The 26,099-nt window shown below is 73.0% G+C and carries 22 protein-coding genes; 12 read left to right on the top strand and 10 right to left on the bottom strand.

Annotated features, from left to right (window positions below; genetic code table 11):
• Window positions 1-82: 82 nt before the first annotated feature.
• A complete protein-coding gene (locus ACFWZ5_RS00470) occupies window positions 83-742 on the top strand; it encodes a chorismate mutase (RefSeq protein WP_384786887.1) in 660 nt (219 codons plus the stop codon).
• 31 nt (window positions 743-773) lie between these two features.
• On the opposite strand, the gene ACFWZ5_RS00465 is transcribed toward ACFWZ5_RS00470, so the two are convergent.
• Window positions 774-2,384 (bottom strand): acyl-CoA synthetase, encoded by a 1,611-nt coding sequence (locus tag ACFWZ5_RS00465; RefSeq protein ID WP_384786884.1) that lies wholly within the window; start codon window positions 2,382-2,384, stop codon window positions 774-776.
• 164 nt (window positions 2,385-2,548) lie between these two features.
• Here ACFWZ5_RS00465 and ACFWZ5_RS00460 point away from each other — a divergent pair, with 164 nt between their 5' ends.
• The 5 genes from ACFWZ5_RS00460 (at window position 2,549) to ACFWZ5_RS00440 (ending at window position 6,908) form a co-directional block, all read left to right on the top strand.
• Entirely contained in the window at window positions 2,549-3,349 is an 801-nt protein-coding gene (locus ACFWZ5_RS00460; protein ID WP_384786881.1) for a crotonase/enoyl-CoA hydratase family protein, read from the top strand.
• Between the two features lie 44 nt (window positions 3,350-3,393).
• Entirely contained in the window at window positions 3,394-4,338 is a 945-nt protein-coding gene (locus ACFWZ5_RS00455; protein WP_384786878.1) for a Zn-ribbon domain-containing OB-fold protein, read from the top strand.
• A complete protein-coding gene (locus ACFWZ5_RS00450; protein WP_384786875.1) occupies window positions 4,338-5,390 on the top strand; it encodes a thiolase domain-containing protein in 1,053 nt (350 codons plus the stop codon). The genes ACFWZ5_RS00455 and ACFWZ5_RS00450 overlap by 1 nt, the downstream gene beginning before the upstream one ends.
• Window positions 5,390-6,556, top strand: a complete 1,167-nt coding sequence (locus tag ACFWZ5_RS00445; RefSeq protein ID WP_384786872.1) for a thiolase domain-containing protein — start codon at window positions 5,390-5,392, stop codon at window positions 6,554-6,556. The genes ACFWZ5_RS00450 and ACFWZ5_RS00445 overlap by 1 nt, the downstream gene beginning before the upstream one ends.
• Before the next feature lie 106 nt (window positions 6,557-6,662).
• Window positions 6,663-6,908, top strand: a complete 246-nt coding sequence (locus ACFWZ5_RS00440) for a DUF397 domain-containing protein (protein ID WP_384786869.1) — start codon at window positions 6,663-6,665, stop codon at window positions 6,906-6,908.
• A gap of 308 nt (window positions 6,909-7,216) precedes the next feature.
• On the opposite strand, the gene ACFWZ5_RS00435 is transcribed toward ACFWZ5_RS00440, so the two are convergent.
• The gene (locus ACFWZ5_RS00435) at window positions 7,217-8,797 is read right to left on the bottom strand and encodes an amidohydrolase (RefSeq protein WP_384786866.1); all 1,581 of its coding nucleotides are present in this window, start codon (window positions 8,795-8,797) and stop codon (window positions 7,217-7,219) included.
• A gap of 115 nt (window positions 8,798-8,912) precedes the next feature.
• On the opposite strand from ACFWZ5_RS00435, the gene ACFWZ5_RS00430 reads away from it, so the two are divergent.
• Both ACFWZ5_RS00430 and ACFWZ5_RS00425 read left to right on the top strand, forming a co-directional pair.
• Window positions 8,913-9,650 (top strand): hypothetical protein, encoded by a 738-nt coding sequence (locus ACFWZ5_RS00430; protein ID WP_384786863.1) that lies wholly within the window; start codon window positions 8,913-8,915, stop codon window positions 9,648-9,650.
• Between the two features lie 108 nt (window positions 9,651-9,758).
• Complete coding sequence (locus ACFWZ5_RS00425) at window positions 9,759-11,096, top strand: lysine N(6)-hydroxylase/L-ornithine N(5)-oxygenase family protein (protein WP_384890072.1); 1,338 nt, start codon at window positions 9,759-9,761, stop codon at window positions 11,094-11,096.
• Here the strand turns inward: ACFWZ5_RS00425 and ACFWZ5_RS00420 are convergent.
• From ACFWZ5_RS00420 to ACFWZ5_RS00405, 4 genes are all read right to left on the bottom strand, one after another.
• Window positions 11,064-11,630 (bottom strand): flavin reductase family protein, encoded by a 567-nt coding sequence (locus ACFWZ5_RS00420; RefSeq protein WP_384786857.1) that lies wholly within the window; start codon window positions 11,628-11,630, stop codon window positions 11,064-11,066. The two genes, ACFWZ5_RS00425 and ACFWZ5_RS00420, sit on opposite strands and share 33 nt — an antisense overlap.
• The gene (locus ACFWZ5_RS00415; protein WP_384786854.1) at window positions 11,627-13,837 is read right to left on the bottom strand and encodes a tetratricopeptide repeat protein; all 2,211 of its coding nucleotides are present in this window, start codon (window positions 13,835-13,837) and stop codon (window positions 11,627-11,629) included. The genes ACFWZ5_RS00420 and ACFWZ5_RS00415 overlap by 4 nt, the downstream gene beginning before the upstream one ends.
• The gene (locus ACFWZ5_RS00410) at window positions 13,834-15,057 is read right to left on the bottom strand and encodes a hypothetical protein (RefSeq protein ID WP_384786851.1); all 1,224 of its coding nucleotides are present in this window, start codon (window positions 15,055-15,057) and stop codon (window positions 13,834-13,836) included. Before ACFWZ5_RS00410 ends, ACFWZ5_RS00415 begins: the two co-directional genes overlap by 4 nt.
• Window positions 15,058-15,916: 859 nt before the next feature.
• Window positions 15,917-16,648: a leucine-rich repeat domain-containing protein gene (locus tag ACFWZ5_RS00405; protein ID WP_384786848.1), complete on the bottom strand. Its 732-nt coding sequence runs from the start codon at window positions 16,646-16,648 to the stop codon at window positions 15,917-15,919.
• A 66-nt stretch (window positions 16,649-16,714) separates the two neighbouring features.
• Here ACFWZ5_RS00405 and ACFWZ5_RS00400 point away from each other — a divergent pair, with 66 nt between their 5' ends.
• The 3 genes from ACFWZ5_RS00400 (at window position 16,715) to ACFWZ5_RS00390 (ending at window position 20,565) form a co-directional block, all read left to right on the top strand.
• Window positions 16,715-17,401 carry a CGNR zinc finger domain-containing protein gene (locus tag ACFWZ5_RS00400; RefSeq protein WP_384786845.1) on the top strand — a complete coding sequence of 229 codons (687 nt, stop codon included), beginning with the start codon at window positions 16,715-16,717 and terminating at the stop codon, window positions 17,399-17,401.
• A 153-nt stretch (window positions 17,402-17,554) separates the two neighbouring features.
• On the top strand, window positions 17,555-18,055 hold the full coding sequence (locus ACFWZ5_RS00395; RefSeq protein ID WP_384786842.1) for a hypothetical protein: 501 nt from the start codon (window positions 17,555-17,557) through the stop codon (window positions 18,053-18,055).
• Window positions 18,056-18,234: 179 nt separating this feature from the next.
• The gene (locus ACFWZ5_RS00390; protein ID WP_384890070.1) at window positions 18,235-20,565 is read left to right on the top strand and encodes a glycoside hydrolase N-terminal domain-containing protein; all 2,331 of its coding nucleotides are present in this window, start codon (window positions 18,235-18,237) and stop codon (window positions 20,563-20,565) included.
• Window positions 20,566-20,679: 114 nt separating this feature from the next.
• Here the strand turns inward: ACFWZ5_RS00390 and ACFWZ5_RS00385 are convergent, their stop codons facing one another.
• The 4 genes from ACFWZ5_RS00385 to ACFWZ5_RS00370 all read right to left on the bottom strand — a co-directional run bounded on the left by ACFWZ5_RS00385 (window position 20,680) and on the right by ACFWZ5_RS00370 (window position 25,221).
• On the bottom strand, window positions 20,680-22,656 hold the full coding sequence (locus tag ACFWZ5_RS00385) for an N-acetylmuramoyl-L-alanine amidase (RefSeq protein ID WP_384786836.1): 1,977 nt from the start codon (window positions 22,654-22,656) through the stop codon (window positions 20,680-20,682).
• Between the two features lie 219 nt (window positions 22,657-22,875).
• A complete protein-coding gene (locus ACFWZ5_RS00380) occupies window positions 22,876-23,448 on the bottom strand; it encodes a hypothetical protein (protein WP_384890048.1) in 573 nt (190 codons plus the stop codon).
• 101 nt (window positions 23,449-23,549) lie between these two features.
• Complete coding sequence (locus tag ACFWZ5_RS00375) at window positions 23,550-24,713, bottom strand: serine hydrolase domain-containing protein (RefSeq protein ID WP_384786832.1); 1,164 nt, start codon at window positions 24,711-24,713, stop codon at window positions 23,550-23,552.
• A 58-nt stretch (window positions 24,714-24,771) separates the two neighbouring features.
• Window positions 24,772-25,221, bottom strand: coding sequence for a TetR family transcriptional regulator (locus ACFWZ5_RS00370; protein WP_384786829.1), 450 nt, complete (start codon window positions 25,219-25,221; stop codon window positions 24,772-24,774).
• Here ACFWZ5_RS00370 and ACFWZ5_RS00365 point away from each other — a divergent pair.
• Complete coding sequence (locus ACFWZ5_RS00365; RefSeq protein WP_384787030.1) at window positions 25,221-26,087, top strand: SDR family NAD(P)-dependent oxidoreductase; 867 nt, start codon at window positions 25,221-25,223, stop codon at window positions 26,085-26,087. The two genes, ACFWZ5_RS00370 and ACFWZ5_RS00365, sit on opposite strands and share 1 nt — an antisense overlap.
• The last annotated feature ends 12 nt before the right edge of the window (window positions 26,088-26,099 follow it).

Below are 26,099 nucleotides of genomic sequence, written 5' to 3'. Positions count from 1 at the left end.
GCCAAGATCGTACGATGGTCGGCGACCGGGGCGGAACGAACCCGTCAACTTCCCACCGGCCAACGGAATCCGGGAGACCGCCGTGCGCCTCACTTCACCCGTCGGACGCCTGCTCGTCGCCTGCGGTGCCGCCGCGGCCCTCGTCGCAGGCGGCACGCCCCTGGCCGCCGCGTCGACTCCCCGGCCCGCGCGCACCCCTGCGGCGTCCTTCGCCCACCCACGACCGTACGCACACGAAGCGCCGTACGCACACCCGCGACCGTACGCCCGGCTCCACGCCGTCGCGGCCCTGTCGGCGGAGCGTCTCGCCACCGCCGACCTCGTGGCCGCGGCCAAGTACGGCACGGGCAGCCCGATCGACGACCCGGCACGGGAGCAGCAGGTCCTGGACACCGTGGCGCGGCTCGCGCGGGAGGCGGGCGGCGACCCCGAGGCGACCGTGCGGATCTTCCGCGACCAGATCGAGGCGAACAAGGTCGTGCAGCGGGCCCTGCACCGCAGGTGGGACGCCGACCCGTCGACGGCCCCCACCGAGCGCCCCGACCTGGGCCGGGTGCGCGAGGTGATCAACCGCATCAACGGCGACCTCGTCCGCGCCATCGCGGCGTCGGCCCCGGCGCGCGGCGCCCCGCACTGCTCCGGCACCCTCACCGCGGCCGTCGTCCACGTACGGCACGAGCAGCGCCTGGACGCGCTCCACGCGCCGGCCCTCGTGCGTGCCGTGCGGTCGGTGTGCGGCTGAACCCTGACGGATCTCCCGGCCTCCCCGGGCCTCAGCCCTCCGCCGCGACCGCCCGCGCCCAGCGGTAGTCCGCCTTGCCGCTGGGCGAGCGCTGGATGTGCTCCGTGAACACGACCGAGCGGGGGATCTTGTAGCCGGCCAGGTGGGGGCGGCAGTGGGACTGGAGGGCGGGCAGGTCCAGCGTCCCCGCGCCGTCGCGGAGTTGGACGACCGCCGCGACCCGGTTGCCCCAGCGCTCGTCCGGCACCCCGGCGACCAGCGCGTCGTACACGTCCGGGTGCGACTTGAGGGCCTGCTCGACCTCCTCCGGGTAGACCTTCTCGCCGCCCGTGTTGATGCACTGGGAGCCGCGCCCGAGGACCGTCACGATGCCGTCCTCGTCGACCGTGGCCATGTCGCCCAGCAGCACCCAGCGCTCGTCGCCGCGCTGGAAGAAGGTCTCGGCCGTCTTCTTCGGGTCGTTGTAGTAGCCGAGCGGCACATGGCCGCGCTGGGCGATCCGGCCCGGTTCGCCGGGGCGGACCGGCTCGTACGTGGCCGGGTCCACCACCTGGGTGCGGGCGTTGACGCGGATGCGGAAGCCGCGCCGCGGGCCCGAGTCGTCCGTCGCGGTGCCGTTGAAGCCGGACTCGGACGAGCCGAAGTTGTTCAGGAGCAGCACGTGCGGCGCGAGGGCCGTGAACTGGGCGCGGACCGTGTCCGACATGATCGCGCCGGACGACGACACGCTGAACAGGGACGACAGGTCCGTGCCCTGGAGAGGGCCGTTCAGCGCGTCGATGAGGGGGCGCAGCATCGCGTCGCCCACCAGCGACATGCTGGAGACCTTCTCCTGCTCGATGGTGCGGAGCACGTCCTCGGGCGCGAACTTGCGGTGGATGACGAGGCGTTGGCCGAAGTGGAAGCAGATGAACGCGGTGAGCGTCGAGGTGCCGTGCATCAGGGGCGGGGTGGGGAAGAACGTGAGGCCGTCGCCCCCGGCCGCCACCCGTTCCGCCAGCTCCTCGGGCCGCGTCACCGGCTCACCCGTCGGCGCGCCGCCGCCGAGCCCCGAGAAGAACAGGTCCTCCTGACGCCACATCACCCCCTTGGGCAGGCCGGTCGTGCCGCCCGTGTAGATGATGAAGAGGTCGTCCGCCGACCGCTCGCCGAAGCCGCGCCCGGGCGAGCCGGACGCCTCCGCGTCAGCGAACGCCACCGCGTCGGGCCCCGTTCCCGCCCCGCCGGAGCCCACCCGTATCAGATGGCGCAGCTTCTCCGCACGAGGAAGGGCGGCGGCCACGCGCTCGCCGAACTCCGCGCCGAAGACGAGCGCCGCGAGATCCGCGTCCCGGTAGAGGTACGCGAGCTCGTCCTCCACGTAGCGGTAGTTGACGTTGACGGGGACCAGCCGGGCCTTGAGGCAGGCGAGGACCGTCTGGAGGTACTCGACGCCGTTGTACAGGTGCAGGCCGAGGTGCTCGCCGGGCTTCAGGCCGCTGTCGATCAGGTGGTGCGCGACGCGGTTCGCGGCCGCGTCGAGCTCGGCGTAGGTGAGGCGGCGCTCCGCGCCCGTGCCGGGGTGGTCGAGGTACACGAGCGCCTCGCGGTCCGGCACCACGTCGACGACTGACTCGAACAGGTCGGCAAGGTTGTACTCCACCGCTCCTCCTGACCCCGGCGCCGTCTCGTGGGGGTCAGCAGAGCAGAGGCGGCCGCAAGGGGGAAGGGCCCGCGCAGCAGAAATCTGACTGACTGTCAGAAGAGTATTGAAGTGGCACGCGGCGTCCTGCAACCTGTTCCAGGTCTGAAGACGGGAGGACGACTGTGGGTGGCACGGAACATCTCTCCGTACAGCGCGAAGGCGCCACACTGGTGCTCACGCTGAACCGGCCCGAGGCCAGGAACGCGCTCTCGCTGCCGATGCTCGTGGGCCTGTACGACGGCTGGGTGGCCGCCGACGCGGACGACGCGGTGCGCTCGATCGTGCTCACCGGCGCGGGCGGCGCGTTCTGCGCGGGCATGGACCTGAAGGCGCTCGCGGGCCGGGGCATGGCGGGCGAGGAGTACCGGGACCGCCTCAAGGCCGACCCCGACCTGCACTGGAAGGCCATGCTGCGCCACCACCGGCCGCGCAAACCCGTGCTCGCCGCCGTCGAGGGCCCCTGCGTGGCCGGCGGCACGGAGATCCTTCAGGGCACGGACATCCGCGTCGCGGGGGAGTCCGCGACCTTCGGGCTCTTCGAGGTCCGGCGCGGCCTGTTCCCCATCGGCGGCTCGACCGTGCGCCTGCCACGGCAGATCCCGCGCACCCACGCCCTGGAGATGCTGCTCACCGGCCGCCCCTACGCGGCGCGGGAAGCCGCCGACATCGGGCTCATCGGCCATGTCGTCCCCGACGGCACCGCCCTGGAGCGGGCCCTCGCCATCGCCGAGCGGATCAACGCCTGCGGCCCGCTCGCCGTCGAGGCCGTGAAGGCGTCCGTGTACGAGACCGCCGACCTGACCGAGGCCGACGGGCTCGCGGCCGAACTCAAGCGCGGCTGGCCCGTGTTCGACACCGCCGACGCCAAGGAAGGCGCGCGCGCCTTCGCCGAGAAGCGACCCCCCGTCTACCGGCGCGCCTGAACCCGCGTGCCCACCGGCGCGACCGAGCCCGAGGAGAGTGCACCGTGCCCGAAGTCCGCACCGCCCCCCTGGTCGTCGAGTTCCCCTTCACCCGCTCCCTCGGCCCGGTGCAGAGCGCCTTCCTCACCGGCCTGCGCGAGCGCACCGTCCTCGGCGTGCGGACGAGCGACGGAAAGGTCCTCGTCCCGCCCGTCGAGTACGACCCCGTCACCGCCGACGAGCTCCGCGACCTCGTCGAAGTCGGCGCCACCGGCACCGTCACCACCTGGGCCTGGAACCACGCCCCGCGCCGCGGCCAGCCCCTGGACACGCCGTTCGCCTGGGTCCTCGTCCGGCTCGACGGCGCCGACACCGCCCTGCTGCACGCCCTGGACGCCCCCGGCCCCGAGGCGGTCCGCACCGGCCTGCGCGTCCGCGCCCGCTGGGCCGCCGAACGCACCGGCGCCATCACCGACATCGCCTGCTTCGAACCGTACGACGGCGCCGACGCCCCCGAAGTCCACGCACACGAAGGGCAGTTCGCCGACATGGTGACCGGCATCGTCGCGCCCGCCCGGCTCGACTACACCTACAGCCCCGGCCGCGCCCAGTCGGCGTACCTCGACGCCCTCGCCGGACACAGGACCGTCGGCGAGCGCTGCCCGGCCTGCCGCAAGGTGTACGTGCCGCCGCGCGGCGCCTGCCCGACCTGCGGCGTCGCCACGTCCGAGCAGGTCGAGGTCGGCCCGCGCGGCACCGTCACCACCTACTGCGTGGTCAACATCAAGGCGAAGAACCTGGACATCGAGGTGCCGTACGTCTACGCGCACATCGCCCTCGACGGCGCCGACCTCGCCCTGCACGGCCGCATCGCGGGCATCCCCTACGACCAGGTCCGCATGGGCCTGCGCGTCGAACCCGTGTGGACCGAGGGCGCCCGCCACCCCGACCACTACCGGCCCACCGGCGAGCCCGACGCGGACTACGACACGTACAAGGAGCTGGTGTGATGCGGGCCCTCAGGGACGTGGCGGTCGTCGCCTTCGCGCAGACCGACCACCTGCGCACCACCGACGAGACCTCCGAGGTCGAGATGCTCCTGCCGGTGCTGCACGACGTGCTCGCGCGGACGGGCCTGCGCGCCGGAGACATCGGCTTCACCTGCTCCGGCTCCTCGGACTATCTCGCGGGGCGCGCCTTCTCGTTCACGATGGCCCTCGACGGCGTCGGCGCCTGGCCGCCGATCTCCGAGTCGCACGTCGAGATGGACGGCGCGTGGGCGCTGTACGAGGCGTGGGTGAAGCTCCAGACCGGCGACGCCGACACCGCGCTGGTGTACGCGTACGGCAAGTCGTCGCCCGGCTCGGTGCGGGACGTCCTGAGCCGGCAGCTCGACCCGTACTACGTGGCGCCACTGTGGCCGGATTCCGTGGCGCTCGCCGCGCTCCAGGCACAGGCGCTCATCGACGCGGGCGAGACGGACGAGCCCGCGCTCGCCGGCGTCGCCGCCCGCAGCCGCGCCGCCGCGAGCGCCAACTCCCACGCACAGCTCGCGGGTGCGGTTCCCCAGGGGGAGTACGCCGTACGCCCCTTGCGGACCGGCGACTGCCCGCCGGTCGGCGACGGGGCGGCCGCTGTGGTCCTCGCGGCCGGGGAACGGGCCCGCGACCTGTGCGGGCGGCCCGCCTGGATCCGCGGCATCGACCACCGCGTCGAGGCCCACGCGCTGGGTGTGCGGGACCTGACGGACTCGCCGTCGACCCGGCTCGCGGCAGAGCGGGCCGGGGCCTTCGAGCGGCCCGTCGACACGGCCGAGCTGCACGCCCCGTTCACCTCCCAGGAAGTCGTCCTGCGCAAGGCGCTGCGGCTCGGCGCGGGCGTCACCGTCAACCCGTCGGGCGGCGCGCTCGCCGCCAACCCCGTCATGGCCGCGGGACTCATCCGGCTCGGCGAGGCCGCCGCCCGCATCCACCGCGGCGCCTGTGACCGGGCCCTCGCCCACGCCACCTCCGGGCCCTGCCTCCAGCAGAACCTGGTCGCCGTCCTGGAAGGAGACCTGTGATGCCCAAGGAGCCCGTGGCCGTCGTCGGGATCGGCCAGACGAAGCACGTCGCCGCCCGGCGCGACGTGTCGATCGCGGGCCTGGTGCGCGAGGCCGCCGGGCGGGCCCTGAGCGACGCCGAGCTGACCTGGTCCGACATCGACGCCGTCGTCATCGGCAAGGCGCCCGACTTCTTCGAGGGCGTCATGATGCCCGAGCTGTACCTCGCCGACGCGCTCGGCGCCATCGGCAAGCCGATCCTCCGGGTGCACACCGCGGGGTCGGTCGGCGGCTCCACGGCGCTGGTCGCCGCGAGCCTTGTCGCGAGCCGGGTCCAGCGCACGGTGCTCACGCTCGCCTTCGAGAAGCAGTCGGAGTCCAACGCGATGTGGGGGCTCTCGCTGCCCGTCCCGTTCCAGCCGCCGCTGCTCGCGGGCGCGGGCGGCTTCTTCGCGCCGCACGTACGCGCCTACATGCGGCGCGCCGGGGCCCCCGACACCGTCGGCTCGCTCGTCGCGTACAAGGACCGCCGCAACGCCTTGAAGAACCCCTACGCGCACCTGCACGAGCACGACCTCACCCTGGAGAAGGTGCAGGCCTCCCCGATGCTGTGGGACCCGATCCGCTACTCCGAGACCTGCCCGTCGTCCGACGGCGCCTGCGCGATGGTGCTCACCGACCGCGACGGCGCCGACCGCGCGCCGCGCCCGCCCGCCTGGATGCACGGCGGGGCGATGCGCAGCGAACCCACCCTGTTCGCGGGCAAGGACTTCGTGTCACCCCAGGCAGGCAAGGACTGCGCGGCGGACGTCTACCGGCAGGCGGGCATCGCGGACCCGCGCCGGGAGATCGACGCCGTCGAGATGTACGTGCCGTTCTCCTGGTACGAGCCCATGTGGCTGGAGAACCTCGGCTTCGCCGCCGAGGGCGAGGGCTGGAAGCTCACCGAGTCCGGCGTGACGGAACTGGACGGTGACCTTCCGGTGAACATGTCGGGCGGCGTCCTGTCGGCCAACCCCATCGGCGCCTCCGGCATGATCCGCTTCGCCGAGGCCGCGCTCCAGGTGCGGGGGCAGGCGGGCGAGCACCAAGTCGACGGCGTACGCAGGGCACTTGGGCACGCCTACGGCGGCGGCTCGCAGTTCTTCGCCATGTGGCTGGTCGGATCCGAGCCGCCCGTGTCGTGACGGGCCCCGGGCGCCCCACCCGTATCCCTCCTCGCGCCGCGGCCTGTGCGCCGCCGGGGGTGAAAGCTAGGCTGGCGGCGGACGACGCACTGGGAGGAGCACGGACGTGGCCGACAGCACCATCACTCAGCAGCATCCGCTCACGGGCTGGGACAAGCCGGACCTGGACCTCAGCACCGCGGAATGGCGGTCGAGCAGCGACGGTCGCGGAGACGTGCAGATCGCCTTCGTCGAGGGCTTCATCGCGATGCGCAACAGCGGACGCCCCGAGAGCCCGTCCCTGATCTTCACGCCTGCGGAGTGGGGCGCGTTCGTGCACGGGGCCCGGGAGGGGCGGTTCGACCTGACGTGACGCCGCGGTCGCCGTCGGGTCAGGGTGCCGGGGTCCGCCTATCGGGGCTCAACTGGTGCTGCGCGGCGAGAGCGGCCGACAGTTGGCCACCGGTCGGCTCTTGCCCGTGATCCCGCCGGAAGCGGTCCCAGGCTCGGTAGTACCGATCGGCACGGCGACCGGTCCGCTGGACTCGACCCGGACGCCGAGGGCCCCGACCCCGCGGGCGGCGCCGCCGAAACGTGCGCCGCGTACGGATGCGGAGGGGCAGGACCCGTCGTCGGGGCGGAGGTCGCCGTGCCCGCGCCGGGGTGCCTTGTGGCGGCGGATCACGCGGTGGCGGCGTCCTCGTTCTGCTCCCCCTCGACGAACGTGTCGACCACCTCGATGTCGCCGATGCGTGACGGGTCCACGCGGGTCGGGTCGTCGCCCAGGACGACGAGGTCGGCGCGCTTGCCGGGGGTGAGGGTGCCCGCGCTGTCCTCCCAGTGGCAGGCGTACGCGGCGTCCGCGGTGTACGCGCGCAGGGCCTCCTCGACGGTGACGGCCTCCTTCGGGCCGATGAGGGCGCCGGACGCGGAGGCGCGTTCGACCATGAACTGGATGGCGCGCAGGGGTGCGCCGTCGGCCACGGGACGGTCGGAGCTGCCCGCGAGGCGGACGCCGTGGTCGAGGAAGCCGCGGCCCCGGTACATCCAGGGGGCGCGCTCGGGGCCCATGATCGCGGCGTAGTCGTCGCCGAAGTGGCGCAGGAAGCTGGGCTGGACGACGGCGGTGGCGTTCAGGGCGGCGAAGCGGGGCAGCTGGTCGGGGCGGACCAGGCCCGCGTGTTCGACGCGGTGGCGGGCGTCGGGGCGCGGGTGGACGCGCTGCGCCGTCTCCAGGGCGTCGAGGGCGACGTCGACGGCGCGGTCGCCGATGGCGTGGACGGCGAGCTGCCAGCCCGCGCGGTGGCCCTCGACGATGGTCTCCTTGAGGGACTGGCGGTCGGTCTGGAGCTGCCCGGCCGCATCGCTGCCCACGTACGGCTCGGTGAGCGCGGCCGTGCGCGCCATCATGCCGCCGTCCGTGAAGACCTTCAGGGCGCCGATCGAGAGGCGTCCTTCGCCGAAGCCCGTGCGCAGACCGACGCCGAAGGCGCGCTCCGTGGTGTCCTCGTCGGCGGCGTCGACCGGGCGCAGCGCGTCGGCCGCCACCATCAGCTGCACCCGCACCGGTAGCCTGCCCGACTCGTGGGCGAGCTGGAACGCCGCGCCCTCGATGGGGCTGTGCGCGAACAGCTCGCTGCCGATGCCCGCTTCGGCGCACGCCGTGATGCCTTCGGAGCGGCACACGCGCGCGGAGTGCGCGATGGCGTCGGCGAGTTCGGTGAGGGTGTGCGGCGGGCGCAGGCGCAGGACCGCGCCCATGTCGTCCTCCGCGAGAAAGCCGTCGGACACCGCGTTGATGTGGGGCGGCAGCAGGTCGAGGACCGCCGTGTTCACCAGGCACGCGTGCCCCGACACATGACCGAGGTACACCTTGCGGCCCGCGCTCACCGCGTCCAGTTCCTTGGCGGTCAGTGGCCGGTCGAGCGCCCGCTGGTCGTACCCGCCGAGGGTCACCCAGCTCCCGGCCGGTCTGGCCGCCACGGCGTCGGCCACGGCCTTGAGGATGTCGTCGACGCGTCTGCTGGGCGCGACACTGGGCGCCTGCGCCTTGAGGCCCGCCCAGATCAGGTGCACATGGCTGTCGATGAACCCCGGCAGGACCGTCGCGCCGCCGAGGTCGATGACGCGTCGCGCCCCGAGTCCCGCCACGTCGTCGTCGAGGCCCACGACGCGGCCCTGCCAGATGCCGAGTTCGCGGGCGGTGGGGCGGGCCGGGTCCATCGTGACGACGCGGGCGTTGGTGATCCTGGCGCTGAGCACGGACACATCCCTTCGGGAGGTGGGGTGTTGGTCCCGAATATCTGTTCTGGGATCTTCACCTCGCACAAGGTATTCTTAGGTGAGGCTAGCCTAACTTTGCAGGATGGTGGGGTGGGTGGACGAGGGGCAAGAGGAGCGACGGCGCAGGGCTTTTGCGCCCTGCCTCGAGGCCTGGGCCGATGATGTGGTCGCGGGCCTCGACGCGCAAGAAGACCTTGAGTGGTCCTTACTCCACGCCCTGCGGCGCAGTCCGACGCTGCGTGAGGAGACCGCCGTCCGCAGGGCCGACGCGCTCCGTGCCGCGGCGCTCGGGCTCGGCGCGGACGGCTGCGCGGTGGCGGCGGGGGTGTCGGAGCGGATGCTGCGCAACTGGCAGGCGCAGGACCCCGAGTTCGCGGCCGCCATGGCCGCGGCGGTGGGGCTTGCCGCGCGGGACCAGGAGCGGGCCCGCGCCGCGGCGGCTCCTGCGGGGCCGGGCTCGGCCGCGCTGCGCGTCGTCCTCAAGGCCGTGCGCGAGGGTGCCGTCCAGTCGGCCGCCGCGATGCGCGGCGGCTGGTCCGAGCAGTCGTTCCTGCGGCTTCGCAGGAAGAGCCCCGAGGTCGCGGCGCTCCTCGCCGCGGCACGGCGGGCGAGGGCCAAGAAGACGGACCGCCGCGGGAAGCCGCGGTTCGAGCGGCGGTACCGCCTGGTGCGGATAGAGGAGGGGGACATGGCCGCCGCCGCGCCGACCCCCGATGCCGGGGATGTGTCCGGAGAGGCGCCCAGGGATGTGTCCGCAGGGATGCCCGGAGGTGTGTCTCGGGAGGTGTCCGGAATGGTGCCTGATGAGGTGTCCGTCGACTCCGCGGGCTGACGGTGTCCGTGACGCCGCCTCAGGTGAATTCGCCCCAGACATTGCAAGGTAAGCCTAACCTTATCTAACATGTGCCTGCTTAGGGAGGCGATGTAGCGGGTGAACGCACTGCACAGCAGGCCGGCCACGAGTGCCGCGCACGACGGTTCGGACGTGACCTATGACGTCCTGGGGATCGGATTCGGGCCGTCGAATCTGGCTCTCGCGATCGCGGTGGAGGAGCACAACGCACGCTCCGCCGAAGAGGACCGCATACGAGCCGGATTCCTGGAGAAGCAGCCGCGGTTCGGCTGGCACCGGGGCATGCTGATCGACGACGCGACGATGCAGGTGTCCTTCCTCAAGGACCTCGTCACGATGCGCGACCCGACCAGCAGCTTCAGCTTCCTGTGCTATCTGCGGGAGCGGGACCGCCTGGTGGACTTCCTCAACCAGAAGACGCTGTTCCCGCTGCGCATCGAGTTCCACGACTACCTCGAATGGGCCGCCGCCCGCGTCAGCGACCTCGTGGAGTACTCCGCCGAGGTCGTCGCCGTGCGGCCGGTGACGGAGGGCGGGGACGTCACCTGCTTCGACGTCGTGAGCCGTGACCCCGCCGACCCCGAGCGGACCGTCGTACGGCGCACGCGCAGCATCTGCGTGGCCACCGGCCTCGCCCCGCACCTGCCGCCGGACATGGTCCGCTCCGACCGGGTCTTCCACAACAGCGAGTTGATCCCGCGCGTGGCCGGCCTGCACGAGTCCGGCACCCCGGTGCGCCGCGCCGTGGTCCTCGGCGCCGGACAGAGCGCCGCCGAGACGGTCGACTACCTCCACCGGCACTTCCCGGACGCCGAGATCTGCTCCGTCTTCGCGAAGTACGGCTACACGCCCGCCGACGACAGCCCGTTCGCCAACCGGATCTTCGACCCGGAGGCCGTGGACATCTTCTTCAACGCGCCGCGGGACGTGAAGCAGTCGCTGTTCGACTACCACCGCGGCACCAACTACTCGGTCGTGGACATGGACCTCATCGAGTCCCTCTCGCGCACCATGTACCAGGAGAAGGTCCAGGGCCGGCAGCGCCTGCGCATGCTCAACATCTCCCGCATCCGCGACATCGACGCGCACGCGGACGGCCTGGAGATCGGCGTGGAGTTCCTGCCGACCGGCGAGCGCGACACGCTGGCCGCCGACCTGCTCGTCTACGCCACCGGCTACCAGCCGCGCGGCATCGGCCAGCGCCTGGGCGAGCTGGACAAGGTGTGCCTGCGCGACGACGAGGACGAGCTGGTCGTCGGCCGCGACCACCAGGTGGCGACGCACCCGAACGTCACCGCGGCCATCTACCTCCAGGGCGGCACCGAGCACACCCACGGCCTGACCTCGACCCTCCTGTCCAACACGGCCGTGCGCGCGGGCGAGATCAGCGCCTCACTCGTCGCCAGGCACCGCGAGGTCCGCTGACAGGCGCGCGTAGCCGCCGTTGTGATGCACGAGCGGCTGCCCGCCCCGCGCATGCCACGCCCTGGTCACCCTGCCGATGACCAGGGCGTGGTCGCTCACCGAGAGATGGTGGACCGGCGCGAGCACCAGCCACGCCAGGACGCCGTCGAGCACCGGCAGGCCGTGGGCGCCGCGGTGCCAGCGCGTGGCCGGACCGAACCTGGCCCGGCCGGAACCGCCGAAGGTGCGGGCCACCTGCTCCTGCCCCGCGGCGAGCAGCTGCACCATGACGTGCGGCGCGCACCGCACGACGGGCCAGGACGACGAGCGCAGCCCGACCGTGAACGACATCAGCGGCGGATCGAGCGAGAGCGACACGACCGACGTGGCGCAGAAGCCGACCGGCCTGTGCCCGATGCCCGCCGTGACGACGGCGACGCCCTTGGCGTGGTGGCGCAGGGCCCGCCGCACCAGGTCGGGGTCGGCGCCGAGGACCGGCCGGTCCGGCGCGAGTGCCCCGTTCGTGTCGGCCAGGGGCCGCACGGTCTCCGTCACACCACTCCCTCCCGCGTCTGCACCACGCTCAAGTCCCCGGCCCGCAGCGCGATCTCCTTGGCGCGCGGCGACGTCCCGTCCGGGCCGAAGGCCGCCAGGTGCGCCCGCCAGTCGGCCATCGCGCCGTCCGTGTCGGACAGGGCGTGCCGGCTGACACCGCGCAGATAGAGCAGGTCCGGGTCGTCGGCGGCGAGGGCGGGCACCGCCACGTCGAGGTCGTCGAGAGCGCGCCGGTGGTCGCCGAGGTCCTGCAGGGCCACGGCCCGGTTGGCGCGCAGGGCCGCCTCGTCCTGGAGGACGATGGCCCGGTCGAGGTCGTCGACGGCCTGGCCGGGGTGGCCCGTCGCGTACGCGAGGACGGCACGGTTGACCCAGGCCGTCACGAACTCGGGCTCCACCTTCAGGGCCGCGGAGTAGCTCTCGTACGCCGCGTCGGTGTCCCCGGTCGCCTCGAGGAGCTCGCCCTGGGCGGCCAGGAAGTGGGGGCTGTGCGGGTCGATGGCCAGGCCGTGCTCGATGTCGCGCCGGGCCCCGGCCCGGTCGCCGCGCTTCAGGAGCAGATCCGCGCGCTGCAGCAGGGAGTCCAGGTGGCCGGGTTCCACGTCGAGCGCGTAGTCGAGGTCCTTCAGGGCGCCGTCGTCGTCGCCCAGGTCGCGCAGCAGGTCCGCCCGGTTGAAGTGGGCCTCGAAGAACGGCGGGGTGAGGCGGATCGACGCGGCGTAGTCCTTCAGGGCCTCCTCGTGCCGGCCGAGGGCCCGGTGCTGTGCCGCGCGTTCGAAGTAGTAGTCGCCGTAGTCCGGGTCCTGGCCGATCACGTCGTCGTAGTCGCGCAGCGAGGCGGTGTGGTCCTTGCGGGCGCCGTGGACCTGCGCGCGGTTGTACAGGAGCACGGAGCGGTGCAGGAGCTGCTCGTCGGGGCCGAAGTCGGCGTCCGTGATCGCGATGGCCTCCTCGACGAGCGCGAGGGAGCGGTCGACATGGCCGCGGTGCAGCTCGACGAGGGCGCGGGCATTGCGCATGAACGCCCGCGCGAGGACGCGCCGCTGCGGGTCCGGGTGGCTGTCGGCGATCGAGATGGCGGTGTTGACCCAGGCCAGGGCCAGGTCCTCGTCGTGGTCGTCCCTGGGCAGGAAGCGGGTGTACAGCATCGCGGCCAGATAGGCGGTGCCCATGTGCACGTCGGGCTCGGTCGAACTGCGGCGCATCTCCTCCAGATATGCGAAGGCGTCATGGCCCCGGCCCAAGTAGCACAGGCACGCGGCGGTCTTGTGGGTGAAGTCGCGGTACGCCTTGGACCAGCCGCTGTCGGCGCAGAGACGGCGCCCGCGCTCGGCGAGGTCGGCGACCGCCTCGTAGAAGCCCGCGGAGAAGCAGCCGTTGACGGCCTCGGTGAGCGCGTCGACGCCCGCGCCCGCCGGGTCCGTGCCGTGCTCCAGGTGGTAGGGGACGGCCCCGTACCGCAGGGTCGGGTCGTCCAGGGCGGCGAGGTGGCGCGCGCGTGCCGTGTGGCGCAGGGCCCGCTCGCGGGCGGGGAGGCGCTGGTAGGCGTGCAGGAGCGCCGGGTCCCCGCTGGTGCCGTCGGAGTCGATGTACAGCTGCGCGAGGTCGGTGCCCTCGGGCCGGTGCGGTGGCCGCGGCGGGGGGTTGACGGCCCGGGTGGTGTACGTGGTCAGGGCGGCGCTGAGGGCGTCGTCGGCGGCTCCGGTGCTCTGCGTGACGACGGTGAGGACGGCGGGGTCGCAGCGGCGCAGCATGATGGCGACGAGCTCGCGGTCGGTGGGGTCGGCGTCGTCCACGTCCTGGAAGGCGATGACGGCCCCGCCGGGGTGGGTGAGCCGCGCCCAGTCCAGGGCGAGTTCGGCGATGCCGTGGGCGATGCGCACGGCGCGCGGCGCGGGGTAGAAGCGGGTGCGCTCCTTGGGGCCCGCGAGGTTGGTGAGCGTCTGCGGGGTGCGGGGCACCAGCGGCGTGAGGTCCGGGGCGATCGCGGTGATCTCGGTGGCGCGGGCCGCCACCGCGTCCGGGTGCTTGACGAGGAGTTCGGGCACGAGCCGGCGCAGCAGCAGGCCGCCGCCGGTGAACGGCCCGCGCAGCCTGCGGTGACAGCTGACCTCCAGGTGGGGGCGCGGGCGTTCGGGCAGGTCGTGGGGCGCGGCCGGGCCGTCCGTGGTGAGGACCCACCGGTGGTGGGGCGGTGTCGTGGTCATGCGGGTGCTCCTTGGCGTGAGGCGGGTGCGGCGGTACGGGACTTGGCGCGGCGGTCCCGCACGGTGACGTAGACCAGCAGGCTGATCTCGAACGAGGTGAAGGCGACGAAGAAGACGGCGTCGAGGCGGTCGGCGAGCGGCGTGCCGGCCGTGGTGAACCGGTCGATGGCCGTGGACCAGAAGTAGACGGCGGTGGGGACGGCGGCCCAGGCGAGGCTCGCGAGGGAGAAGCCGTACCCGGACACGAGGATCGGCGCGTACCGGCGGGCCATCGCCAAGTCGTGCGCGGACCAGTCGGTGTCGGCCGTCGGCGGGGCGCGGCGCAGCAGCCGCCGGACCAGGGCGCGCAGGTGGAAGCGCGTGGCGTTCTGCAGGTCGGTGCAGCTGAGCGCGTTGGTGAGGACGTAGTAGAGATCGGTCTCCAGGTAGAACATGAACTGCCAGACGATCCGCAGCACGCAGGTGAACGCGATGGCCAGGCAGAGCGCCGGAATCCAGGCCGGGGTGCCGAGCCGGGTGAGCGCCACGGACGCCAGCGTCAGGACGGAGACGAGGACGGTGTCGGCGAGCATGCCCGCGAGGAACGGCAGATAGCGGCGCCGCCGTTCGACGCTGAGCAGCGTGTCCATGCGGGTCTCGGCGACGAGGTAGTACAGGCGTCGGCCGATCCCGAGGGTGGAGGGGAGCCCCAGCCTGCGGCCCGCGAGGGCGTGGAAGGCCTCGTGGATCAGGATGCAGGGGACCGCCGCCACGAACAGCGTGATCGGGATGAGCGAGATGTGGCTGGTGAACAGGAGCCGGTGGTACGAGGGCCGCAGCGCCGGGTCGCCCGCCATGAAGCCGACGGCGGCGGCGAACAGCAGGCCGTAGCACAGCCAGGCCGGCCGGGAGAACGTCCACCGCCCGAGGCGCTGCCACCGGACGGTCACGGGCGCCGCTTCCTCGGGGACGTCGTCCTGCGTGCGCAGGAAGCCCAGGTCGTCGAGGGCGTCGAGGAAGTCCTCCATGTCGAGTTGCTCGCCGCAGGTCCGCTCGTACCACGCGGCCACGTCGGCGACGGTCGCGCCGGAGCCGAGCAGCCGCAGGGCCTCGGCGCCCTCCTCGGGGAACACCGCGTACGAGCCGGTCTCGGGGCGGCCGATCATGACGCCGTCGTCCTCGGCCACCATCGTCAGGGTGTGCAGGCGGACGGTGGAGCCGTCCCGTGCGGTCACGCTCATGCGGCGTGCCTCTCTGTAGGGGCGACAAGGGTCCGGAGCCGGGCCCGGACAGGGGCCCGGCTCCGGGTGCGTCCTACTGCTCGGCGCACATGTAGTAGCAGGCGGTCGTCAGGCGGATGGGACCGGCCTTGCGGATCGGCATCTTCGTCATGGGTTTCCCTCCTCTCGGTGGCTGTGGGACGGAGTGGGACAGGTGAACCGCGGGCCGGACGCCGGATGGGACCCGAGGCCCGACCAGCGGGCCCTGGAGCCGACAGCGGTGGGCTTCCCGCTGTCCGGAGAGGAATGGCGCCTGCGTCCGGCACCGCGGAGCACGCACAGGAACACGCAGAACCTGTTCCTTTCTTCAGACGGCCTTTCCGCACCGTAAAAGAGCGTGAAAGAGCGTGAAAGGCCACCACCGGGAAATGCCGAGACCGGATGAATTGCCCATGCGGCAAACCTGGTAGCACCAGGGAGATAACTGAAGAGAGGAGACGGTTCAGTGATCCCGCTGCACCGGTCCATGGACAGCTTGAGGTGCTGTCGGCTTGGGTGTCAACCCGGGAATGGCGGCATCCGCATTTCCCTGATGCAGGGTCATTTCAGCGGTGGGCAGAAGCAGTTGGGATGTCGCTCGGAATCCCGCATAGACGCAGGTCGGTCGCGTGCGCATGGTACGGAAGTACGGAGATTCCCGCGCCTCGAAAAGGCGCTGTACCTTTGGACAGTTAACGCGGAAGGCGATTGAGTCAAGAGTAATTGCGACCGCTGTGACGGCAGGCGGAATCGCGGCTCCGGTCATGCCGGCGCGTCCGGAGCCGCGCACCTCACTGAGTACTACGGAGCCGAGCGCCGCCCGGTTCAGTGCGAGGTGGACTCAGTTCAGGACCACGCAGCCGCGGGCGCGGAGCGCCATCAGCGTGTCCGCGTCGTCACGGACCGCATTCCAGCGCAGATCCAGTTTCTCCAGGGACGGCAACTCGGCGACCCAGGCCGGGATCTCGCGGAGCCGATTCGCCCGCAGATCGACGCGGCGCAGGAGCGGAAGTCCGCGTACCGCGTCCGGGAACACCTCGAAAGCGTTCTCGCGCAGCTCGAGTTCACGCAGGGCACCCAAGTGCCGTACCGCATCGGGAAGAGCGGTGAGTGCATTGCCGCGCAGCCACAATTCCCGCAGTGCGCGCAGTCCGCCGAGCCCTGTGGGGAGCGCGGTGAGCCGGTTGTGCTGGGCGCGCAATTCGACGAGGGACGCCATGCGGCCGAGCGTGTCGGGCAGGGCGGTGAGGCGGTTTTCGCCGACGTTCAGATACGCGAGGCGCGTGAGCCGGCCCAGGGTTTCCGGGAGCGCGGTGAGCCGGTTGTCGTGCAGATACAGGAAGTCGCTCAGGGCGGTGAGGTCGCCGAGCTCCGCGGGCACGGACGCGAGCTGGTTGTGGCCGAGGTCCAGGGTGCGCAGCGCGGTGAGCGTCCCGATGCGCGCGGGCAGGTGGGTGAGCGCGTTGTCGGGCAGCAGCAGGACGTCGAGGCGGGGGTGGTGCCACACCTCTTCGGGTACGTCGCCGAGCCCGGCCTTCCAGTAGTTCAGCACGGTCGCGTCGGTCACCGTCATCCCTCCCCGGACGTCAGCCGGGCGGACCCCGGCGTTAATGGTCGGCGCGGAACCTATCATTAGCCCATGCCCGCACCGTCCGAGCCGTCCGAGCCGTCCGCACGGCCCACGCCGTCCGCACGGTCCGAGTCGTCACGGTCGTCACCCCCGGTCGGCGCGACACCGCTCACGCTCGACCTCGTCCTCACCGTCCGCCACGACGGTCAGGGCGGCGTCGCCGACGACCTCGACACACCGGACGGCCTCACCGCCTGGGTGCGCGACCACGCGGCGGCGCTGCCCGGCGCCCTCGCCGCGCGCCGCTACCGCGCCGACGCGGACGCGCTCGAACGGGTGCGGTCGGTGCGCGCCGCCGTCCGCGCGCTGTTCGCGCACGCCGTACGTCCGGGGGAGCCGAGCCCCGCCGACGCCCGGACGCTCCTGCCGCACGCCGAGGCCGTGACCCGGCTCAACGAGGCCGCGGCCCGGGTGCCCACGGTGCCGGTCCTGACCTGGCGGCGCGACGGCGAGCCCACCGTGCGCGACGAGCCCGCGCGCGACGCCCCGCGCGCGGACCTGCTCGACGCCGCCCTCGCCCGGGCCGCGCTCGCCTTCCTCACGGGCCCCGACCGGCCGCGTCTGCGCGCCTGCCACGGGCCGCGCTGCGTGCGGTACTTCCTCAAGGACCACCCCCGGCAGGAGTGGTGCAAGCCGGCCTGCGGCAACCGGGCCCGGGTGGCCCGCCACCACGAGCGCGCCCGCGGCCCGGCCTGAGCCCTGGTCCCGGGAGGGCGCGGCCCCCGGCAGGGACCCGTCCACGGGCCCGCACGCCACGGTGACCACGGGCCCCCACGCCACCGTGACCACGAGGTTCTCCGCCGCCGCCCCCGCGCCGGGAACGCCGCGCGGGCCACGTACCATGGCGGCATGTCCTTCCTCCGCCGCCGCAGCTCCGCCACACCCGCGGGCCCGGACTTCGACGTCCTGGCCATGGACCCGGGCGACTGGCCCGGCAACCTCGGCGCCGGTCTGCTGCCCGCTCCCGACGGCAGCTGCCAGGGTGTCTTCCTGCGCTACGACCTGTTCGGCGGTCGCGGCCCCGCGATGATCATCGGCAATCTGCCGGAGGGCGCGCCCGCCCGGGAGCTCGCCGACGGCGAGGTGCCCTTCGAGGTGGCCCAGCTCCTGATCGCCCTGGAGAACGACGAGGAGATCACCGTCGTCTCCAGCGAGGACGTGCCCGTCATGCAGGGGGACAACCTCCTGATCGTGCGCCGCCTGCGCCTGTCCGAAAGCCGCATCTCCTGCGTGCAGTTCGACCGCAGCGACAACGTCCTCGTGACGATCGCGGCCTGGGACCGGCCCATCACCGACGACCTGTACGCGCTGCTCAAGCCGCTGCCCGCCGAGCTGTTCCAGCAGGGCTGAGCCGAGCCGCCCGTCTCTCGGCCGCGCCGCCGTCCGTCGCGTGGCCGCACCTGCCGCACTGGAATCCAACCGTCTGCCCACTCCGTCCAAGGAGTGGGTTTGTCATGTGCCTTGTCAGGCCAGTCATCGGACTTTTACCGTGGCGGCCCATGAGACATGGGATCACGCGCAGAACCACCATGCGGTCGGCTCTCGGTGCTACCGGCGCGTTGGCGCTGGGTGTCCCGGCCCTGACGGATGCGGTCGCCGCAGCTGAGGCGGCCGATACATCCGATGACCTGAGGCTCTGGTACCGGAGTCCCGCCGCCGACTGGGAGCGCGAGGCGCTGCCCATCGGCGGCGGCGCGCTCGGCGCCATGGTCTTCGGCACCCTCACCTCCGAGCGTCTCCAGTTCAACGAGAAGACCCTGTGGACCGGCGGCCCCGGCGCACGGGACGGCTACGACTTCGGCAACTGGCGCGAGCCCCGCCCCGGCGCGCTCGAAGCCGTCCGCCGGGACCTCGACGCCCACGGCAGGCTCACCCCCGACGCCGTCGCCGCGGACCTCGGCCAGGCCCGGCGCGGCTACGGCGCCCACCAGACCTTCGGCGACCTGCGCGTCGACGTCCCCGGCGCACCGGCCGCCGCCGACGCCACGTACCACCGCGCCCTCGACCTGCGCGAGGCCGTCGCGACCGTCGCGTACACACACCAAGGCACGCGCCACTCCCGGGAGTTCTTCGCCTCGCACCCCGACGGCGTGCTCGTCGGACGGCTCACCGCCGACCGGCCCGCCGCCGTCACCTGCACCCTGCACTACACCTCACCCCGCGCCGACTTCACCGCGACGTCCCAGGGTGACCGCATCACCGTACGCGGTGAACTCGCCGACAACGGCCTGAAGTTCGAGGCGCAGCTCCGCCTGGTCCACCGGGGCGGCACGCTCACCTCCGGCGCCGACGGCACCCTCACGGTCACCGGCGCCGACCACGTCTGGTTCGTCCTCGCGGCGGCCACCGACTACGCCGACACCTTCCCGCACTACCGCGGCGACGACCCGCACGAGGCCGTCACCCGCACCGTCGACGCGGCACTCGCCCGGGGCCACGAGGAGCTGCGCGCACGCCATGTCCGCGACCACCGCGCCCTGTTCGACCGCGTCGCCCTCGACCTCCGCCACCAGGCACCGGCCGACCTCCCCACCGACGAGCTCCTGAAGCAGTACGGCACCGGAAATCCCGCCGCCGACCGGGCACTTGAGGCGCTCTTCTTCCAGTACGGCCGCTATCTGCTCATCGCCTCCTCACGCACCGGCTCCCTGCCCGCCAACCTCCAGGGCGTCTGGAACCAGAGCACCGCGCCGCCCTGGTCCGCCGACTACCACGTCAACATCAACCTCCAGATGAACTACTGGCCCGCCGAAGCCGCGAACCTCGCCGAGACCACGGCCCCGTACGACCGGTTCGTCGAGGCCCTGCGCGCCCCCGGCCGGCGCACCGCACGCGAGATGTTCGGCGCGCCCGGCTGGGTCGTGCACAACGAGACCAACCCCTACGGCTTCACCGGTGTGCACGACTGGTCCACCGCGTTCTGGTTCCCCGAGGCCGCCGCCTGGCTCACCGCGCAGCTCTACGAGCACTACCGCTTCGGCGGCTCCACGGACTATCTGCGGCACACCGCCTACCCGGCGCTGAAGGAGGCCGCCGCGTTCTGGCTCGACCAGCTGCGCACCGACCCGCGCGACGGCACCCTCGTCGTGACGCCCAGCTACTCGCCCGAGCACGGCGACTTCACCGCGGGCGCCGCCATGTCCCAGCAGATCGTCCACGACCTGCTCACCAACACCCTGGAGGCGGCACGCGTGCTGGGGGAGCCCGCGGACTTCCGCGCGCTCCTGGAGCGGACCCTGGACCGGCTCGACCCGGGCCTGCGCGTCGGCTCCTGGGGCCAGCTCCAGGAGTGGAAGGCGGACCTCGACGACCGCGGCGACGACCACCGGCACGTCTCCCACCTCTACGCCCTGCACCCCGGGCGCCAGATCGAACCCGGCACCCGGTGGGCCGACGCCGCGAAGGTCTCCCTCACGGCGCGCGGCGACGGCGGCACCGGCTGGTCCAAGGCCTGGAAGATCAACTTCTGGGCGCGGCTGCGCGACGGCGACCACGCCCACAAGATGCTCGGCGATCAGCTCAAGTCGTCCACCCTGCCCAACCTCTGGGACACCCACCCGCCGTTCCAGATCGACGGCAACTTCGGCGCGACGTCCGGAGTCGTGGAGATGCTGCTGCAGAGCCAGCACGACGTCATCGACGTCCTTCCGGCGCTCCCGGCGAGCTGGCCCGACGGCTCTGTGCGCGGCCTGCGCGCCCGCGGCGGCGCCACCGTCGACATCACCTGGGCGTCGGGCCGCGCGACGCGCGTCGTCGTCCATGCCGCGCGCACGCGGGAACTCACGGTGCGGTGCGGGCTCCTGGCGGCGGGGGAGCGGACCTTCAGGGCGGTGGCGGGGCGGGGTTACGTCTTCGAGTGAGCCCACCGCGGGGCGCCGCACACGAACGCCGGACCCGGGCCTGCCCCCACGCAGGTCCGGGTCCGGCGGGTCCTGGGCGCGCCTGGAGCGGGACGGCCCCGGGTGCGGTCACGGCTACGAGCGGGACGGCACCACCTGCACGTCGGCGGCGCGCACGAACGCCACCCGGTGACCGAACTGGATCTCGTAGTACTGCTCCTTGCCGCGCACCACGCGGTGCGGCTTCAGGTCGAACGTCGGCGCGTAGAAGTACTCGCCCGGCAGCTTGTCGCCGACCGCGTACCGCTGGCCCGCGAGCAGCTTGTACGGCAGCGGGGAGATCGTCTGCACCGGCACCTCCGGCGGGTAGGCCTCCTTCTCCGGGTACGCCCTGCCGTACACCGGCACCTCGCTCACGCCGTCCTTGGGCGTCACCACCCAGCCGCGCGCGTCGACGGCCGTCGGCTGCTTCTTCGGGTTCTTGAACCACGCCTTCTGGCCGAGGTACCACACCGCCGTCCAGTCGCCCTGGCGGTCGGCGACCGCGTACTGCTGGCCGGTGGAGAGCCGCGAGCCCATGTCGTTGACGTCGATCGTGGACGGCTCGCCGCCCGGGCGCAGGCCGATGTCCTTGATGAGCGGGGCGTCCTCACGGGGCTCGGTGTACACGCGCACCGCGCTGGACCCGTGCGGCACGCACTTCTCGCCGGGCCTGGCGCAGCCGGTGAACTCCGGCTGGTTCCTGCTGAACTCGGGCGCCACCGTCACCAGGCCGCCGCCCGGGCCCGCCGTGCGGTGGAAGGGCTTGCCGAGCAGCGCGAAGTAGTGCTGCCAGTCCCAGTACGGTCCGGGGTCGGTGTGCATGCCGCGGATGGTGGCGGCCGTCGTGCCCGGCACCGTGTCGTGGCCCAGGATGTGCTGCCGGTCCAGCGGGATGTCGTACCGCTTGGCGAGGTACTTCACCAGGCGCGCCGACGAGCGGTACATCGCCTCCGTGTACCAGGTGTCGGGCGCCGTCAGGAAGCCCTCGTGCTCCAGGCCGACCGACTTGGCGTTGACGAACCAGTTCCCGGCGTGCCAGGCCACGTCCTTGGTGCGGACGTGCTGGGCGACATGGCCGTCGGAGGAGCGCAGCGTGTAGTGCCACGACACGTACGTCGGGTCCTGGACGAGCTTGAGCACGCCCTCCCACCTGCCCTCGGTGTCGTGCACGACGATGTACTTGATGCCCTGGGACTTGGGCCGGTCGGCCTTGTCGTGGTTGCCGTAGTCGTTGTCGCCGAACTCCTCGTACGGGGCCGGGATCCACTCGCACGCCAGGGACCGGGGGCAGTCCGTCGGCGCGTCGGACGCCTTGCGCAGGCCCATCCTCCTGAGCTGCGCCGGATCGGGCCTGAGGCCCGGGCGCGGCGCGAGCGTGACGCGCTGGCCCGCGTCGGTCGTGCGCCGCTCGCCGTCGCGGATGACGGCGAACACCTCGTTGGCGTACGTCGCCGCCGTCGCCCGGTCGTCGGCCCCGGAGAACGCCGCGATCGCGCCGTACCAGTCGGCCGGGTCGTCGCTGAGCGGCTTGCCGCTGTGCCGCTGCGCGGCGGCGAGCAGGGCGGCGCCGCCGCGGACGTTCGCCGCGGAGTCCCGGCGCAGCTCGGCCGCCGGGATGCCGCTGAGCTTCTCCGCGCGCTTCAACGTCTTGAGCCGGTCGGGGAGTTGGGTGCCCTTGGGCACCTCGCGCGGGCGCAGGGTGCGGCGTGAGCTGTCGCCGCGCGGATCCTCGTCGCCCTCGCTGTGGTGCGGGGCGCGGGCCAGCGCGGTGCGGGCGTCGGTGAGGTGCATCGGGCCGTAGCCGCCGGTCACGCTCGGGGCGCCGCCGTGCGCGTCCCAGCGGGACTGGAGGTAGGACACGCCGAGCAGCACGCTCTGCGGCACGTCGTACTCGGCGGCGGCCGACGCGAACGCGTGCTGGAGCGTCGTGGGGCCCCCGGATCTGTCCGTGGCCGGCGCCGGAGCGGCGCCGATCAGCGGCACGAGGAGCGCGGCCGACGCGAGGGCGCCCGCCGCCCTCACGGTGCGGCTGCGCACGGGCGGAACGGGGGAGGGAGCGGATCCTCGCAAAGCAGCCTCCTGGGACTTCTGGGCCGATGAAGCGTGCCGGGAACGCACTGGGGCTCGCCGTGCCGGGCGTGCGTCAGTGGTACCGGCTCGCCGACGATCCGTCAATCATGCCCAGGAGAAGGGATTTCCCATGTCAGCGCCGGTCGGGCGGGTTTTCGCCACGGGCGGTGTGATCGCCTGCGGTGCGTCAGTGGAGTGGACCAATGCGGGCGGCCGGGCTCAGTCGCCCGGGGCGCTGTCCGTGTTCTTCTGGTTGGTCTGGTTGCTCTGGTTGTTCTGGAGGAACCGCTCCACCTCGCTGGCCACCCCCGTCTTCGCGGTCGACGCGCGCGTCGAGGTGCGGGTGGAGCCCTCGTGGAGGCCGAGGGCACCCACCCACACGTAGCCGAAGACCGGTTCGTCGTCGATGCGGGGGCTGATCTGGATGTCCAGCTGCTTGAGCTTCGCCGCCGGAGCGGCCGCGTACAGGACGGCGGTGACGCGGCGCTGCGGATAGAGGTTGAAGTCCCGGATGCCGGCCGAGCCGTACTCGTCGACGAACGCGCCGTGCCCGTCCCGGCCCACGCGCACGTCGAAGTGGCGGGGGTGGTCGTGCAGGTCGACGGAGAAGTACTCCGCGCCGCGGTTCTCGAACGTGACGTCGAAGGCGACGTACGTCAGGCCCTTGGCGTCGTCGTCGCGCCCTCGCTTCGGGGTGGCCTTCCTGAGGTGGTGCACGCGGACGCGCAGTCCGGCGAGCTCCTCGGACTGGTACTCCTGCCAGTCCCCGACAACGTTCGGTACGTCCATCATTCCCGCCCTTTCGGTCGGGACAAGAGTAGGCACCGGCAGGAGCCGCGGCACAAGGCCGGTTGAAGGCAACCCCTCGGCGCGGGGCCGGGGCGGGCCGGTCCTCAGCGCCCGGTCGCCGCCCGCAGCACGGCCGCGCCGATCCGGTGGTTCTCGGGGCCCGCGCCGTAGCCCGAGGGGAACCCGAAGCGGCGGCGCGTATAGGCGTACGCCACGCCGCTCGCCGGGTCCGCGAAGGCGAGGGAGCCGGTCGCGCCGCTGTGGCCGAAGGCCTCCTCGCCGAGGAAGGAGAACAGGCCGCTGAGCTCCTCGAAGCCCAGGCCGAACACGTCGTCGTTGCCGGTGACCTGGTCGGTGCCGCGGTAGCTGACCCGGGCGAACTCGGTGACGGTGCCCGGCTCCAGGAGCGGCGCCCGGCCGTCGACCTCGCTGATCGCCGCGGCGTACATCCCGGCCACGCCGCGCGCGGTGCCGACGCCGCCGGAGGACGCGGGGCCGAGGGCCTGTGTGGTGGGGTGGTTGGCGAACGCCACCAGGTCGGTGGGCGGGGTCGCGTTCTGGTTGAAGGCGACGTCCGGGACGCTGCCCGGGGCGGGCGCGTTCGCCAGGAGCCGGGCGGCCTCCTCCTCGGTGGGCAGGAACGGCAGGACGTCGGCGGCGCGGCCGCGGAGCTCCGCGGGCAGGCCCAAGTGGAAGTCGAGCCCGTACGGGGCGCGGACGCGCTCCTCGTACAGCTCCTGGAGGGAGCGGCCGGTGACGCGGCGCACGACCTCTCCCGTCAGGGCGCCGATCACGAAGGCGTGGTAGCCGAAGGCCGTGCCGGGCTCCCAGAACGGCCGCTGCCCGGCGAGCCGCGCGGCCGAGAGCCGGTCGTCCGCCAGCTCGTCCTGGGTGAAGCCGCCGTCGACGCCGACGACACCGGAGCGGTGCGCGAGCAGCTCGCGCAGCGTGAGCCGGTCCTTGCCGTGCGCGCCGAACTCCGGCCAGTAGGAGGCCACCTCCCGGTCCAGGTCGAGCACGCCGTCCTGCACCAGAAGGGCGACCACGAGGTGAGCGGCGCCCTTGGTGATCGAGTACAGGCAGGTCATGGTGTCCGCCGCGGTGCCCGGTCCGGCCCACAGGTCGACCACCGTGCGGCCGTCGACGCGGACCGCGAGCTGGGCCTCGGGTGCGATCCGCTCCTCGGCCAGCACGGCGGCGAACTCCTCGCGCACACCCTCGTAGCCCTCGGCCACGGTCCCCTGCACCTGGGTGCCGCTCTCCGTCATGCCGTCCCCCTCCGTTGTTGATCATGTAGAGATTCGGAGGGCACAACAGCGGGGGCGCTCACCTTATGCCCGGCGGCCGCAGGACGGCGAAAGCCCGGTCCACCAGCTCGTCCTGATCCGCCGTCCCCTCCGACCGCAGCCAGGCGCGGGCCGCCGCGTCCAGGGCGGCGGCCGCGGCCGCGGTGAGGACGTCGGCGGTGAACGCGTCGAGCCCGGAGCCGGGGCGGGCGGCGAGGGCCTCGGCCACCTGGGCGCGCATCGACTCGCGCTTGTGGTGCAGGCGCGCCCGCAGCGACGGCGTGGACTCGATGAGCGTCAGCTCGGCGAGGCGCCGCCGCGAGTCGTGGAGGTCCCGCTGCCACTGGCGCAGCACCTCGTGGAGGCAGTCCCAGGCGGGCCGGTCGGCGGGGGCGGCGCGGACGGCGGCCGCGACGTCGTCGGCCATCGACTCGACGCCGCCGAAGACCACGTCCTCCTTGGACGGGAAGTAGCGGAAGAAGCTCCGCACTGGTCACGGGCAGCACCGGAGGCATCGGCAAGGAGACGGCCCGCGGTCTGGTCCGCCTCGGCGCGCACGTGATCCTCGTCGGACGGGACGCGCGGCGAGCCGACGACGCGGCGCGGGAGCTCTCCCGCGAGCCGGGCGGCGGGCGCGCGGAGGCGGTGCCCGCGGATCTGACGGTGCGCGCGGGCCTCGACGCCCTCGTGGCCGCGGTCACCGCCGGGCACGACCGACTCGACGTGCTCATCAACAACTTCGGCGTGAACCCGCCGGAGCGCCGCCTCACCGCCGACGGCGTGGAGACCGCCTTCGCGGCGAACGTGCTCGCGCCCTTCACCCTGACCCGGCTCCTGACGCCCCAGCTCACCGCGGCCCCCGCGGCGCGCGTCGTGAACATCACCGGCGGCATCCCGCGCGGCCCCGTCGACCCCGCGAACCTCCAGGCCGAGAAGGCCTTCGTCGGCTGGACGTTCGGCCAGTACAACCACACCAAGGCCGCGCTGATGGCGATGAGTCACGCGTACGCGGAGCGCGCGGCGGCCGACAGCGCGGTGACGGTCAACGTCGCCTACCCGGGCCACGCCTGCACGCCGGGCAACAAGGCCACGCCCACGAAGGCGTTCCCGTACGCCTACCGCCCCGCCGCACCCCTCGTGCGGCTGCTCGGCCCGCTGCTCCTGGCCGACCTGGCCAAACCGGCCCGTTCCAGCCTGCGCCTCGCGTCGAGCCCCGACCTGGAGGGGGTCACCGGCGCCTACTTCAACGCCAAGGGCGAGCGGGTGCCGTGGCCCGCGTTCGCCGCGGACCCCGGCACCCGCTCGGCCGTCTGGTCGCTGTGCGAGGAGCTCTTCGAGGCCACCGCGAGGCGCTGACGGAGATCAGCG

The organism is Streptomyces sp. NPDC059003 (genome assembly GCF_042740445.1).
Classification (GTDB): domain Bacteria; phylum Actinomycetota; class Actinomycetes; order Streptomycetales; family Streptomycetaceae; genus Streptomyces.
This window is presented reverse-complemented; position numbering and strand designations above follow the sequence as displayed.